This is a genomic window from Treponema primitia ZAS-2 (assembly GCF_000214375.1).
In the GTDB taxonomy this organism is placed as follows: domain Bacteria; phylum Spirochaetota; class Spirochaetia; order Treponematales; family Breznakiellaceae; genus Termitinema; species Termitinema primitia.
In genome coordinates this window covers 1,722,062-1,736,151 of the sequence record NC_015578.1, presented here as the reverse complement: position 1 = coordinate 1,736,151, position 14,090 = coordinate 1,722,062, and the positions used below count along the sequence as shown (strand labels likewise).

Here is a 14,090-nt window from a genome sequence, read left to right as displayed (position 1 = left end):
CTCTGCGATCTTTATAGCAAATCTTCAATTTTCCTGGTTTTTCTCAAGCCCCCTGGCTATGTGTTTTTCTTTAATTTTTTTATATACTAAACCCATGGATCAGGATAAAAAACTTTCAGTGTCCGAGCTCACCGGAATGATACGCCAATGCCTGGAAAACTCCTTCGGGCCGGTGGTTGTGGAGGGGGAGCTTTCCAACTACCGGCCTTCCAGCACGGGACACCTTTACTTTACCCTGAAAGATTCCGGGGCGGTCATTTCCGCAGTGATGTTCAAAAACCGCCTGCGCTACCTGGGCTTTGAGCCGAAGGACGGGATGCTGCTCCGGGTACGGGGGAGCATTTCGGTCTATGCCCAGCGGGGCAGCTACCAGATCATCTGCGAAGAAATGGAAGAGGCCGGGACCGGGGATATTCTGGCGATCCTGGAAAAGCGGAAGCGGGCCCTGGCGGCGGAAGGGCTCTTTGACGAGGGGCGGAAAAAGCCCATACCCCGGTTTCCGGAGACGGTAGCTGTGATAAGCTCCCCCACCGGGGCGGCGGTGCGGGATATCCTCAATATTCTGGCCCGCCGGGCTGGGAGTATCCGGGTGATTATTCTCCCTGCCCCAGTGCAAGGAACCGAGGCGGCCCCGATTATCGCCCGACGTATTGAACAGGCCAACCAATGGAAGCTGGGGGATGTGCTGATTGTGGGACGGGGCGGGGGTTCCCTGGAAGACCTGCTCCCCTTTTCGGAGGAGGCGGTGGTCCGGGCCATTGCCGGCTCGGCTATTCCCGTGGTGAGCGCCGTGGGCCATGAGATAGACTGGGCCCTCTCGGACTTTGCGGCGGATCTCCGGGCCCCTACCCCTTCGGCGGCGGCTGAACTGGTCAGTTCCAGCCGGACCGAGGTTCTGGAAAAGCTGCGCCGATCCGCAAAAAACCTGAAGGAAACCATGGAAGGGCGGCTGGAACGGGCTCGGCTTTTGATCAAGCCCTTTAGTACCGAGGACCTGGAATACCGGTTCAGGGCCATGCTCCAACCCCGGCTATTGCGCTTTGACGATGCCAAGGAAGCCCTGCTTTCCGCCCTGTCTGATAAAATCGGGGATATGCGCCGCCGGGCAGAACGGGCTCTGATAAACCTGGAAGCTGCTAACCCTCAGGCTATTATGGAACGGGGATATTCGGTGGTGGTCCGGGAAAAAACCGGGGCGGTGCTGCGGGATGCCCGGGAGACCGGGCCCGGGGACCGGCTTATCATACGGCCCCTTAGAGGGATCATCACCGCAACCACCGAGGCTGTCGAGATTCCGGCGGCAAATACAACAGAAGGCTAAGGGGGATATGAGTGAAAAATTTTGAGGAACGGCTGGAACGGCTGGAAGAGCTGGGGGACAATATCCGCAAACCGGAGCTCCCCCTGGACGATGCCCTGAAGGCCTTTGAAGAGGGGATACGCCTGGCCAGGTCCCTGGAAAAGGACCTGGAAAAGGTGGAGAGCCGTATCGAAGTACTGATGAACGGCCCGGAAGTCAAGGCAGACACACCCCCGGAACTGGACCTGTTTAACGGGGGAGACTGATGGCGGAAAACGCCGATGCGCAGGGAACTTTCCGACTAAAGCCGGCGTTGCAGGCAGCGGTACCGGAGGACCGGCGTATCCTGGTGCTCCCCCCGGAGGAAGCCCGGAAGATTGCCGCCGGGGAGGTGGTGGATCGTCCGGCTGCCCTGGTCAGGGAATTGCTGGACAATGCCATAGATGCTGGTGGCGCCACCATTGATCTGATCATTGAAGGGGGAGGCATAGGCCGCACAGAAGTGCTGGACGACGGGGCCGGCATGAGCCGGGAGGATCTGGCTATCTGCTGGCAGACCCACGCCACCAGCAAGATCCGTTCCATGGAGGATTTGAAAACCGCCGAAACCCTGGGTTTCCGAGGGGAAGCCCTGGCAGCGGTGGCAACGGTTTCCCGGCTTGAAATACTGACCAGCATCGACGGCAGGGAAGCCTGGCAGCTTACCGTGGGCCCCGGCGGCGGAGATTGCCACATCGAACAGTTCCACCGAACCAAGGGGACCAGTGTGCGTGCCCTGGGGCTCTTCGACACCATCCCCGCCCGCAAGCGGTTCCTCAAACGGGAAGGCAGCGAAGCCGCCCTTTGCCGCCAGATATTCCTCGAAAAAGCCCTGGCCTTCCCGGCCCTGAATTTCCACTTTACCCAGGACGGCAAGCTCAAACTTTTTCTTCCCGCCGTATCCAGCCGGAAAGAGCGCTTCGCCTACGCTCTGCTGGACAACAGGGAAGGGGCCTTCCTCCAGGAGATCGCGGCCCAGGGCGAAGGGTTCAGGGTTACTATTGTGGTGGGGGGCCCGGAACTGCACCGCAGCGACCGGAGGCAGCAGTATATTTTTGCCAATGGCCGGAGGATTCAGGATTTCTCCCTGCTCCAGGCCCTGGAATACGGTGTCCAGGGATGGTTCCCCAATGGGACCCACCCGGTAGGGGCGGTGTATATCGACATCGATCCGGAACTGGCGGATTTTAACATCCACCCGGCAAAACGGGAGGCCCGTTTTAAGGACCCCGGGGAAATCCACCACTGCATCAGCTCGGCGCTGCGGAATTTTATGCACCACCTGAACCCCGGCATCTCCGCCCCGTACCTGCCGGATGCCAATGCCGTTGCAAATCAGCCGACCCTGCCCTACCAGGGCGGACCTGGGTCTCGGGCCCCGCAAAACTGGGCTGACCGGGGAGACCCTGCCTCATTTCTGGGACAGGCCCCATTTGCAACGCAGTTTCCCGCCCATGCCTCCTCTGCTTTGGCCCTGGAAGCCCTGCTGGAACGGCCGCCGGCTTTTGCCCCCCTGCCGGGCCGTAACCGGGGTGAAAAGGCGGATATGGCAGTGGAACCTGAGCCCATCTATGGTGAGGCCGACACTTCGGGCATGGTTGCGGAATCCGGGACTGTCTATGATGAAAGCAAGGCGTCTGAACTGCGCGTGCGGCTTGCCGGACGCGCTTTTGGGCTCTTCCTCCTTGTCGAAAAGGGAGCCCGGCTTTTCGTCATTGACCAACACGCCGCCCATGAGCGCATACTCTACGACCGCTTCCTCAGCAAACCCATACTCGCCCAAGAACTCCTGGTGCCCATCCCCTTTTCCACGGAAAGCGAAGATGATGACACATTCCTGAGCGCCCGCAGGGAGGAGCTTGAAAAGCTGGGTATTTCCATTGGGAACGAAGGTGAAGGCAGGTGGATCATTGAAGCCCTGCCCGCAGGCTGGCAATTGGGGGATGGTGAAACCGTGGAGGAGATACTCAAGCTCAGGACCGCCGGTGAAAACATCGCCGAACGCTGGGCCGCCACCCTTTCCTGCCATGCCGCAGTAAAGGACGGAGACTACCTGGACGACACCAGCGCCCGGGAACTTGCCGAGGCAGCCCTGGCCCTGCCCATCCACCGCTGCCCCCACGGCCGCCCCATCTGGGTGGAGATCAGCCGGGAAGAGCTATTCCGTGGGGTACAGCGGACCTAGACTAGGGGTTTCCCCGTAACTCGTGGAGCTGTTTAAGGTTCCGCAGCTTAAAGGTAGCTTTTTCCTGGATCTGCCGCACCCGTTCCCGGGTTATCCCCAGGAGCTTCCCGGTTTCTTCCAGGGTCAGGGGCCCCTCGCCAGCCAGGCCGAAACGGAGCTGGATGATCTTCATCTCCCGTTCGGAAAGGTGGGTGAGTATATCCCCCATAGTTTCCTGGAGGGTCATGGAAAAGACAATCTCAAAAGGCTCCTCCATGGTGTCATCCTTGATAAGATCCGCCAGCCGGGTAAGGTTGCCGTCGTCCACGATGGTATCCAGACTGGTAGTTTCCTGGGAGAGTTTGACTATCTCTTTAACCTTGCCCACGGGCACGCCTAAGTATTCTGAAAGTTCCTCTTCGCTGGGGTCCCTGCCCAGATCCTGGGTCAGTTGTTTAGCCACAAAGTAACATTTTTTTATAGTATTCAGCATGTGGATGGGGATACGGATAACCCGGCCCTTGTCGGCGATGCTCTTAATGATAGCCTGCCTGATCCACCAGGTGCCGTAGGTGGAGAAACGGCAGCCCCGGGTATAATCAAAGCGCTCAACTGCCTCAATAAGCCCGATATTGCCTTCGTCGATCAGATCCAGCAGGGATAAACCCCGGTGCTGGTAATTTTTGGCAATAGAAACCACTAGACGCAGGTTAGAGTTGATCATCCGGTTTTTGTAAAGCAAGAGACTCTCGTCCAGCCGGGACCGTTCCTGCTTATAAGGCGGATCCTTTTCCTCATCCAAATAAGAATCTTCCAGGGTACGTATTTGTGTTCGGATGTTGACAATTTTTTCACCTATCGCCTGTTCTTCCTGGACCGTCAGGAGGGGAAATTTTGAAATCTGCTTAAAATATAAGGCCAGAGGATCCGTTTCTTTTACGGTTTTAGACTTTTTGGGCTTTTGCAAACCGGGATTTGGCATCCTTTTTTTGCTCCGGATTTTTTCCGGTCCTCCCTCACCAGGGTTTTTAACTGCAACCCCTGCATCTTTCCCAAGCCGTTCCAATGTCGCTGTTTTAACTATTGTTTTTGTCATACTAACACCTTTAATAGGTTTTATCTATTCTTTTTGAACTGATTTCATATGAAAGTGAAAATTTGTCTAATTTCTGGGGGCGGTGGCAGGATCCACCGGTACATTATTCCGGTAAACCAGGAAGAACAACTGGGGGTTATCCGACAATGCGTCGATGCCCAGACGTCCCAATTCCGATCCCGGAGCAACCCGATCGCCCTCTCGTACGGTCAAATTTTCACAACCGCCATAAACGTACCAATAACCTCCTGTCATCTGGACTATGGCCACCTTACCGAATCCCCGATAGGGGCCTGCGGATATTACCACCCCGGTGGTAAGGCTTCTGACCGGTTCGTTACGCTCCCCCTTGAGCACCACCCCGTTCAGTTTTCCGCTCAAATAGGCAATTTCCCGGGCCGCAATAGGCCAGCGCACCGAACTGTCCACAGGCTTGCTTACGGTGGAACGAATTTCGGCACCGTCTATGCCCGATGCAGCCGTGACCGTCGGCAAGGCAGCCTTCCCAGGGGAAATATCCAAAGGCGATTCTATATAATGCTCATCCACCCTCGGCTGCACTACCGGCGGCCTTGCCGGCGTTACAGCAGGCGCCGAAGGGGCCGCCAAGACCGGGCCGTTTTGGGGAATACGCAGGGTATCCCCGGTTTTCAGCATGTACTTTTCCGAAAGGTTGTTGGCCGAAAGAAGGGTTTGCAGGGATAACCCGTAAAGCCGGGATATGCCGTACAAGGTCTCCCCCCGGACAACCCGGTGTTCCAGAAAACTCTGGACCTGGGGTGCCATCCGGCTAAGGTCCGGGCTGGAACTGCCAGGTATACGGATACGCTGACCAATCTGAATTCTCCGGGCATCATCAATCCCATTCAGAACCAGTATATCCTGAAAATTAACACCATAGGTACGGGCTAAAGAGTAGATAGTATCTCCCCTTTGAACAATATGAATCGTCTCTTCAGCAGCGGCCAGGGCTGCTGACACAACTAATATTAGGCATAAAAAACGATATCGACCCTTCATATTCATCCAGTATCGGAATTTTTATCGTTTTTTATTATACCACCTAAGCAATATATACCCTTTTGCTGGATAAAGGACAAGTTTTTTTCCATAAAACTCTTCTTTTAATAAAAAAAAATACAATTTTTCTAATAAAGAAACAAAAAAGAGATATACTTCCTTATAGGGGGGCTTTTATGGCTGTGGAAATAGAGCTGAAAGCGGGGATATCAAATTTTGAAACAGTTAAGGACAGGATTTCTTCCCTGGCCGGGACGCCTCTTTTCTTTGAAAAGGATGATTGTTATTGGATTACCCCGGTACCGCCGGAGAGTTTCCCAAAATCCGGGGTACGGGTCAGGCGGGAAACTTTTACCCAGAAGGATGGCAAAAGGGAAGCCAAGACTCTGGTAACCTACAAGTCCAAGGAAGTTCGGGACGGAATTGAAGTAAACGATGAACGAGAATTCATCGTTTCTGATGGGGATACATTCGGGGAACTTCTGAACCGACTGGGCTTGGTCCCGGGAACCCGAAAATTCAAAGAAGGCTGGGCCTGGTCCTGGCAGGGCATTACAACGGAACTTTGCCAGGTCAAGGGCTTCAACCCCGGCAACCCCCCGGTGTACCCGCCGCCCGGAAAAACGCTTCCGGAAATCAAACTGGGTTGGTTTGCCGAACTAGAGATACTGGCGGAGGATAACTCACCGGAAACGGTAGCCGCTGCCCGGAACCGGCTGCTGGAATTTTTGGACAAAATTGGGATTACCAGGGATAGGATTGAAGAGCGGTACTATTCGGAGTTGCTTACTCAATTCGCTGTTTAGGCAATGGCGGCTCATGCTCCGGGCGGGGCGGGGATACCTCCGGGGGCTAACATGTTGAGTCTGCCTCCGGAGCCCAGTAGGTCTCCTTCGGCAGGGAATTCCATAGACGCCCCCAGAGGCATCCCCGCCCCGCCCGGAGGCTTGGGTCAACAATGGAAAACAGGTATTGACTGCTGGTATGGTTAACAAGGGGCTAAGGCATTCCTTACACTGTGTTTAGCAATGGGCTGAGTCATAATTTAATATTTCTAGCCATAATTTACCAGTTTTGGAGTAGGATTTTAGCTAATAAGGCCTCTTGATAGGTATTCGTCTACGGTTTTTTATTTAAATTCTCTAATTGTTCATCGATAATCTGCACCAAAAGCCCTTTAATGTCTTTCAAAGCTACTTTCCGGTAGGTTTTCATGGTTTCAGGGAGGTCAATATCCTTGGAAAATAGGGCAATCGTGTCAATTTCCAAGGCTTTGGCAATCCGTTCAAGCATTTCCGGGGAAGGAAACTTGATTTTGGTCTCAATCATGCCTATATAGTGGGTGCTGGTGTCTACTTTTTCCGCTAGTTTGGCCTGTGAAAGCCCCAAAGCGTTGCGGTACGCCTTCATATTTTTTGCCACTATGTCCCTAATACTTGTCATATTCCACTATATGCCTTGATACAAATTTAGTTGACAGAGGAGATATTGACCAACTTCCTATTTGTATTTTATTATACTTCCTATATGGTAGTTATAAAAAATTCTATACTTTACCGGTTATTGGAACCGGAATTTCAAGGGCTTAACGGCGGCAGGTGTTATCCGCCGGACGATAAAAAGGAGAAATTTATATGAAAAAGGCTTATGGAGTTATGGTTTTAGCGGTTCTAGCGGGAATATCCATTGTGTTTGCAGGGTGTAGCAAGAAGGAAACGGCAAACGCTGGTTCCCAACCGTCTAATGTAATCCAAGAAGTTAAAGCCGAATCGAAAGATACAACCTTTGGGAAATACCCTGCAGATTATAAAATTGCCTATTTCAGTTTACTTGGCTCGTCACTTAATCCAACAGTAAGAAATCTTTTTAGCCCTGGAACCACTTTTGCTACATCCCTTGAGGGTATTCCGACAACAATTACCCTTGAAAAGACTACGGCAAGTGAAAAAGAATTTACCGGCCAGCTTCTTGTTACTCTACATGTTCCTGAAAAAGATGACATGAAAATGATGCGTCTGCTTGTAACTTTTGTATCTGATGATATGTCAGAAATGAGTTATTGCCGATATGTCAATCTTGTAAACTTGATAAGCGGTTCTAAAACAGAAAAAAAATCTACGGGTAGTCAAAATTCTGATGGTGAGACATTAGGATTTTTTGTCGGTGTTATGGAATATTTTTGGGATATGAGCAAGCTGAATGGCTGATTTTTTTACCAATAAAATAATTTTTTGCCCAGGAAGGGGGATCGTATGTTTTGTTCAAAATGTGGAGAAAAATTGGATGAAGGTGTGAAGTTCTGTTCCAAGTGCGGAGAACAGATAAGCATAGCGAGCATACCTGATCAGCCAATTGCGGTAAATTCCGTAACACCGAATTCGCAGACCATCGGTAATTCTTTGCCGATTCCGCCAAAAATCAAAAAGAAACAGGGGTTTGCTAACACATCGCTTATTTTTGGAATATTGGCAACAATTCAAAGTTTTTTGCCTATTATACTCATAAGAAGAATCATGTCAAGCGAAGAGGCAATCGCTGGTATCCCAGCAGAGGTATTCCTTATAATTCTTAGTCTGACCTTTGGCTTGATTTCATTCATTAAAACAAAGAATGGTAAAGCATTAGCAGGTGTAATTCTGTCAGGAGTTGCTATCGTGTTTGTAATAATTTCACTGATTTTATAGAGATTATAGTACACTAATATCTGGATCAATTTTTTCTTGGGAAGTATAGCCCTATGGCTGTATATCATAAATAGAACAGAAGGAGATGTCGTATGGGTGTAGCGGGACTGGTTTTAGGGATTCTAAGCGCAGTGGGCGGCTGGATTCCAGGGTTAAACTATTTTGCTTGGGTATTTGGTATTTTAGGTATAGTACTCAGCGCAATAGGTCGAAAAAAAGCGGCAGCAGATAGTCAGCCAACAGGAATTGCAACAGCTGGATTGGTTTTAAGCATTGTCGGGTTGGTTATTTCGATAGTTGGCCTTATCTGTACGGTTATGTGCGTGAGCGCCCTCGGCAGCGCTGCTGACGCGTTTAGTAATCTTTACTAAGCGTCCCGTCAATCTTTTTTGTCAAACTGATCCGAATGGTTTATAAAATATTTGGATCAGTTTTTAGTACTGCCTGAAAAATAGGTTAATATGCTCCCATATTTTGAACTGTTTGGCAAAACCATAGGTTTATATCAAATAATGGCTCTATGCGGTATTTTCGCCACAGGGATTTGTTCTTGTACAGCTACGCGAAAAACAGGACATGACGATAATGATACAATATCCTTACTTCTGTTTTCTGCCATAGGTGTATTTATTGGCGGACATCTCTTATATGGTATAGTAAATTATACTTATATAATTTATGCGATAAATAATTTAGAAAAATTCAATTCCATAAAAATAATTTTTGATGCTCTTCTTGTTATCTTTGGCGGCAGTGTCTTTTATGGGGGATTACTCGGCGGTATATTTGCAGGACATTTATATATTAATAAAAATGAAAATAAGAAATATTTACTGGATATTGTTACACCGGCTATTCCGTTATTCCATTTTTTTGGACGTATCGGTTGTTTTTTAGGGGGGTGCTGCTTTGGGATTGAAAGCTCTATCGGATTTACCACTGAACATGGTATTGTAGAAGAAGCAAATGGGATACAACGATTCCCTGTTCAGCTTTTAGAAGCGCTATTTAATGTTTTCCTATTTTTGATATTGGCAAAACTGAGAAAAAAAGGTATGTTTAAGGACAAGATGCTGTATATATATTTATTAATGTACTCAACGGGGAGATTTTTTATTGAGTTTTTGCGTGGTGATGACTTGCGTGGAAAATGGTTTTTATTATCAACATCGCAAATAATTAGCATAGTGCTTTTTTTAAGCGTATTAATTATAGTACGCGGTAAAAAAAGAAAATTTAATCATATTACATATTAAAAAATTAAGTTTAAATTTCAGGAGCCAAGGAAGAGGTGCTTTTATGGTGTACGTTATTCGTTCCACAAACCCAGAGTCATTTGATCATGTCGCCTATAGAGCGAACTCCATTGAACCTCCCCTTTTCCCCATTCCCGAAGAGGGTGAGCCCGGGGGCGCACTCTGAATATTGGAAAGTCGAACCCGTAAAAGTTGCCCTGTCAATTAAAATAGACGCTGATGTGCTTGATTGGTTTAAGTCAAAGGGCAAAGGCTATCAGACCAGAATCAATGCCGTTTTACGGGAGACTATGCTGCATTCGGACTAAGCCCCTGCCTCAGTAATCCCTTTATAGCCATCATAAACCGGGAATTGCCGATACAGCTGATACCTGATACAATGAAACCAGGAGCAAATATGTCTGAATCGGAGTATAAGCGCCCAAGCTGGGATGAATATTTTATGGAAGTCTGCGATGCCATAAGCAAGCGGGCCACCTGTGACCGGGGCCGTTCAGGCTGCGTCATCGCCAAGGATCACCAGATCCTGGTTACCGGCTATGTAGGCGCCCCCGCCGGGCTGCCCCATTGCGATGAGGTGGGGCACCAGTTCCAGAAGGCGCTCCACGAAGACGGCTCGGTCACCACCCACTGCGTGAGGACCGTCCACGCAGAGCAAAACGCCATTTGCCAGGCCGCCAAACGGGGCATCTCCATTGAAGGGGCAACCCTGTATTGCCGGATGACCCCCTGCAGGACCTGCGCCATGCTTATCATCAACTGCGGCATAGTCCGGGTAGTCTGCCAACGCCGTTATCATGACGGGAAAGATTCGGAAGCCATGTTTAAAACAGTGGGGATACAGCTGGAATACATCCATGATGAAGTTCAGCAATACGAGCAGCAGTAGGAAGTTCAGGCGCTTGGGCCCTGAGCCCATCACGTTCACACTTGCGCAGCCCAAAGAACTCATTCCGCCAGGGGCGAGAAAAACTATTCATCCTTTGCCAAGCGGTGTTTCAGATAAATTTCTTCCAATGTTCTTTTGGGGCCCGGGGCGTTGATCCGTTTCCGGAGCTGGGCCGCATCCCGCCGATCAACGTAAAAATCGTAGATTGACCGGGGGTCCGCGTCATTGACGATGGTATATGCGGGGTTGCTCCCCAGGTAGCTGCGGACCTCGTCGTTGTTTACCGCGCTGATCCCGAAACGGATCAGCCGGGAACGGACTTCCAGAATTTCCTCATAGGACAAGCCAAAGAGAAATTCCTCTAGAGCCTGGAGGGTTTCATCCCCCGCAATATTATTCACCAGGAATTTATGCCAATCGTCCCCAAGATCCCCGGAAATGCGCACCAGCTCGCTGGCGCCGTCCATGGTGCCGAAACTGGGGGGCGCCGCATCCCGGGCTGCCCAGAGGGCCTCCAGGGCAGGCAGGTGCTCAATAGCCCGGGGATCAACCCCACTGTCCCAGAGGGTAACCAGATCGTCGGCCAGGCTGAACCGTATCTTTTCCGAAAAGGAACTGTCGTTCAGACAGGAAAAGTACACCTCTTCGATCATCAGGGTACAGATAATTGAAAAGATAATACGCCGTACCGGTACATAGAATTCCAATTTGTCCTGAACCAGTATGGCCAGCATGGTAAAGGCATGGGATTTAGCCACCATGTAACTGCGGATTGCCACAATCCGGGTAGGGCTGTGCAACAGCCGGGAAGGATGGGCAAAGGCGCGGATGGTTTCTATGAGTTTTTCCTCATCCCGCATTTCCCCCCGGACCATCTGGCTTTCCCTGATAGAAGGGTAGCGGGAAATCACCTGGCCTAGATCCCGAAGGCAGGAAATACGGGTGCGGGCTGCTTCAATATCTTCACAATGCCGGGACTCCAGATAAGCCAATACTTCCCGGACCAGCTGTTCCTCATGGTCATCCAAGCCAAGTATCGGCGTCCCGGAGTTTCCCGTGGATTCCTCTGAATCCGGTGCGGAAATGGACATATACTATTAAGGTATCCCAGGAACTGTAATAAATCAACCATTATGCCCTATTATTCTCAAGGATTTCCTTAAAAACCTCAAGATGGCCCATTTTTATGCCCAATCCGGGGGCAGAGATAGTGTTCACTCATTGACAAATTTACCTATTCCTTCCATCAATGCGGCAATAGCTTGGATATACAGGGGAAAGACGGATTACCGCTTAAAATACTTGCCCTGGAGCCCTCCTGTGATGGTCCTGCCATATATGCGGTTTTCTGCTCCGACATAGGTTTGTACCATTACGACAAAATGAACACACAAGGGAAGCGGGCGTGGTCATTTAATCCATCAGAGCAAAGGGAACCGCCTGGACATTGGGTATGGAGTCCTGTTGATATCATTCACGCATCTATCTGAAACCCTTTAAGGTTCTGGATACGGATATTTTCGACATCAACGAACACGGCGAAGTAAAAGGCAAACTTTTTTATGATATGGACAATTACGAAGATACGGACACGAGTCCCCACATAGCCCTTTCTTCCAGAGCCGCAGATAATACCGAAGTATAAAAAACGGGTTCCTCTTTTTAACGACCAGATAATTTTATTATTTCATTAGCTTCTGAAAATAAATATTTTATTAAAAATTCGTTTTTATTTTTTTCCATTATTTTACAACTGGTTTGGCTCTTTAGTCCTTCTCCTTGAGCAGCGCATCGTTGTTAAGTACCTTGAAGGATACCTGATGCGGCGATTCTCTATGGCGCACGACTATCCCCTCTTTGTCCAGGCCGCTGGGATATTTGCCGCGTGCTTTTCCCAGGAGCGTTTCCAAGGTGTATGAGAAGTGTTCGCCCTCTTCCTCAAGCGGCACGGTCGGAACACCCAGTGCAGCGCAGGCTTCTACCATTTCTTTATAAGAAACGTAAACGCCGCTGTCCCATTCTTTATAGTCAAACACATACCATTCCAATTGGGGTAGGCGTAGTTTGTTCTTTTGTATACTCGGTCCGCAGAGCTCGCCGGTTAGCACTACATTTTTGCCGAGGGCTTTAAGCTTTTCTTTTAGCCTATAGCGATACACCGGCGCCCAATACAGCGCGGTCTCTTCGTCCTTTATCTCATGATTTCTGCTGCAGCAGCCGATTTTTCCATCAATATAATACACAATACAAGATGTGCCGTCCATTTTGGTTGTAATGTAGTAGGGCTCTCCACCGAGGCTTTCCAACAGCTCCGTTGCCGACTGAATACGTATCTCGTCCGAAGCCGGTATGCCGTAAGGCCTGTCGCCGATCATCACCCCCGTAGCATTGGCGACTTCCGGAACATACCATTTTTTAACATTGAGGACCTCAGTGACATCAGCGCCCACAGAACAGCCCGCCAATTCCGGAAATCCAGAGAGGGGAAGGATCAGCCCCTGGGATAATTGACCGCGCAGTTTTATAGTTTTGATGCGAAAACCCTGCCCGTTATCAGCATTATCCCGCCAGGATGTTTTGCGCAGAAATTCATAACGAGCGTCCTCGGGTAAAAAACTGTCTACTTCAAAATACACAGCCAAATCGCCGGGTTTGAATTCGCCCTTCTTCACGACGCACTGCCAGCCCATCACATGGGCAAGCTCCAGAAAATCAGAATCCGCGATGGGGGTAATGGTTCCAACTTTTTGAACACTGGCTAATGAACGCATGGATTACTTGCTCCTGATAAAAGCATACCCTACAAATGTTAAGATGTCAATAAAAATATTTAAATGGGGAATATGCAATAAAAAAACCGCTGGCTGTTTTTCAGGAATTTTACCGGCCTTTACCATATCGAAAAACACTATCTCTGAAAAACGAAATAATACAGGCGATGCCGTAACCGCCTGCAACCGTAACAATCCTGTCGATGATGTTGAGGGGGATGCGGGACAGGGCTTCTACTATAAAAACCGGCAGATTTTTCCGGCTTAAAAAGGGAGCGAAAAACAGTTCCGGCCCAAAGCCGCCATTGGAAGAGACGGCGAAAACCTTTATACATGCGGCGACTATGCCGCCCAAAAGACTTATGGCAGCACAGAGCACAAAGGAAAGGATGATAAGTACAATCCCGCTGTCCATAATATTTTTGATCCGCTGACTCCTTAAGAGCGGTAATCCCTCAGGCAGAGCTTCCCGGTGGACAGGGAGGTAACCTAATTCGACGGGGAAAAGCCTGATGAACAAGGCGGTAATCATGGCCACCGCCGCGTTGCAGATGATAAAAAGATAATTGCCCCAGCCCTCAAACCAGACTGAGTGGAGAATAAGATTGGTAAAGACTCCGGTCAGAACTCCCCAAAAGGCGCCGCCGTAGAATGTAAGGGCGATGGTTAGAGCGGTGTCCAGATACAGGGGAATCCCCGCCTTGAGTACAAAAAACCAGTAGAAAAAATTATTGAGCAGGGCCCCGGCGATACAGAGAAAAATCAACCCGGGGACTTGCTGTGCACGGGAGCAAAGCGGAAGGGAATTGGGAACACCCTCTTTTTGAGCCCTTTTCATATTTCTATTAAAACCTTAAAATAGGAAACACGT

Annotated in this window: 16 protein-coding genes; 10 read left to right on the top strand and 6 right to left on the bottom strand. The window is 49.8% G+C overall.

From position 1 onward, the window contains the following. Positions 1–94: 94 nt before the first annotated feature. From xseA to mutL, 3 genes are read left to right on the top strand one after another with little or no spacing between them, the layout of a single operon-like run. Positions 95–1,321, top strand: a complete 1,227-nt coding sequence (xseA, locus tag TREPR_RS07745) for an exodeoxyribonuclease VII large subunit (RefSeq protein WP_041611538.1) — start codon at positions 95–97, stop codon at positions 1,319–1,321. A gap of 11 nt (positions 1,322–1,332) precedes the next feature. Beyond that, a complete protein-coding gene (gene xseB / locus TREPR_RS07740; RefSeq protein WP_015707742.1) occupies positions 1,333–1,566 on the top strand; it encodes an exodeoxyribonuclease VII small subunit in 234 nt (77 codons plus the stop codon). Further along, positions 1,566–3,524, top strand: a complete 1,959-nt coding sequence (gene mutL / locus TREPR_RS07735; protein WP_015707741.1) for a DNA mismatch repair endonuclease MutL — start codon at positions 1,566–1,568, stop codon at positions 3,522–3,524. Before xseB ends, mutL begins: the two co-directional genes overlap by 1 nt. 1 nt (position 3,525) lies before the next feature. On the opposite strand, the gene TREPR_RS07730 is transcribed toward mutL, so the two are convergent. Then, a complete protein-coding gene (locus TREPR_RS07730; protein WP_015707740.1) occupies positions 3,526–4,599 on the bottom strand; it encodes a sigma-70 family RNA polymerase sigma factor in 1,074 nt (357 codons plus the stop codon). Between the two features lie 66 nt (positions 4,600–4,665). Continuing rightward, positions 4,666–5,580 carry a M23 family metallopeptidase gene (locus TREPR_RS07725; RefSeq protein ID WP_015707739.1) on the bottom strand — a complete coding sequence of 305 codons (915 nt, stop codon included), beginning with the start codon at positions 5,578–5,580 and terminating at the stop codon, positions 4,666–4,668. 215 nt (positions 5,581–5,795) lie between these two features. On the opposite strand from TREPR_RS07725, the gene TREPR_RS07720 reads away from it, so the two are divergent. After that, entirely contained in the window at positions 5,796–6,425 is a 630-nt protein-coding gene (locus tag TREPR_RS07720) for a CYTH domain-containing protein (protein WP_148257259.1), read from the top strand. Positions 6,426–6,738: 313 nt separating this feature from the next. Here the strand turns inward: TREPR_RS07720 and TREPR_RS07715 are convergent, their stop codons facing one another. Beyond that, entirely contained in the window at positions 6,739–7,041 is a 303-nt protein-coding gene (locus TREPR_RS07715; protein ID WP_015707737.1) for a helix-turn-helix domain-containing protein, read from the bottom strand. Between the two features lie 212 nt (positions 7,042–7,253). On the opposite strand from TREPR_RS07715, the gene TREPR_RS07710 reads away from it, so the two are divergent. From TREPR_RS07710 to TREPR_RS07685, 6 genes are all read left to right on the top strand, one after another. Further along, complete coding sequence (locus tag TREPR_RS07710; protein WP_015707735.1) at positions 7,254–7,826, top strand: hypothetical protein; 573 nt, start codon at positions 7,254–7,256, stop codon at positions 7,824–7,826. 45 nt (positions 7,827–7,871) lie between these two features. Beyond that, complete coding sequence (locus TREPR_RS07705; protein WP_015707734.1) at positions 7,872–8,303, top strand: zinc ribbon domain-containing protein; 432 nt, start codon at positions 7,872–7,874, stop codon at positions 8,301–8,303. A 92-nt stretch (positions 8,304–8,395) separates the two neighbouring features. Then, on the top strand, positions 8,396–8,674 hold the full coding sequence (locus TREPR_RS07700; protein ID WP_041611075.1) for a hypothetical protein: 279 nt from the start codon (positions 8,396–8,398) through the stop codon (positions 8,672–8,674). A gap of 90 nt (positions 8,675–8,764) precedes the next feature. Further along, positions 8,765–9,559, top strand: a complete 795-nt coding sequence (locus tag TREPR_RS17835; RefSeq protein WP_015707733.1) for a prolipoprotein diacylglyceryl transferase — start codon at positions 8,765–8,767, stop codon at positions 9,557–9,559. Positions 9,560–9,645: 86 nt separating this feature from the next. Further along, on the top strand, positions 9,646–9,867 hold the full coding sequence (locus TREPR_RS19260) for a BrnA antitoxin family protein (protein ID WP_081468706.1): 222 nt from the start codon (positions 9,646–9,648) through the stop codon (positions 9,865–9,867). Positions 9,868–9,956: 89 nt separating this feature from the next. Next, positions 9,957–10,448: a deoxycytidylate deaminase gene (locus TREPR_RS07685; RefSeq protein WP_015707732.1), complete on the top strand. Its 492-nt coding sequence runs from the start codon at positions 9,957–9,959 to the stop codon at positions 10,446–10,448. 83 nt (positions 10,449–10,531) lie between these two features. On the opposite strand, the gene TREPR_RS07680 is transcribed toward TREPR_RS07685, so the two are convergent. The 3 genes from TREPR_RS07680 to TREPR_RS07670 form a co-directional block, all read right to left on the bottom strand. Further along, positions 10,532–11,539, bottom strand: a complete 1,008-nt coding sequence (locus tag TREPR_RS07680) for a hypothetical protein (RefSeq protein ID WP_015707731.1) — start codon at positions 11,537–11,539, stop codon at positions 10,532–10,534. A gap of 675 nt (positions 11,540–12,214) precedes the next feature. After that, positions 12,215–13,219, bottom strand: coding sequence for an RNA ligase (ATP) (locus TREPR_RS07675; RefSeq protein ID WP_015707730.1), 1,005 nt, complete (start codon positions 13,217–13,219; stop codon positions 12,215–12,217). A gap of 109 nt (positions 13,220–13,328) precedes the next feature. Further along, entirely contained in the window at positions 13,329–14,057 is a 729-nt protein-coding gene (locus TREPR_RS07670) for a hypothetical protein (protein ID WP_015707729.1), read from the bottom strand. Positions 14,058–14,090: the final 33 nt, after the last annotated feature.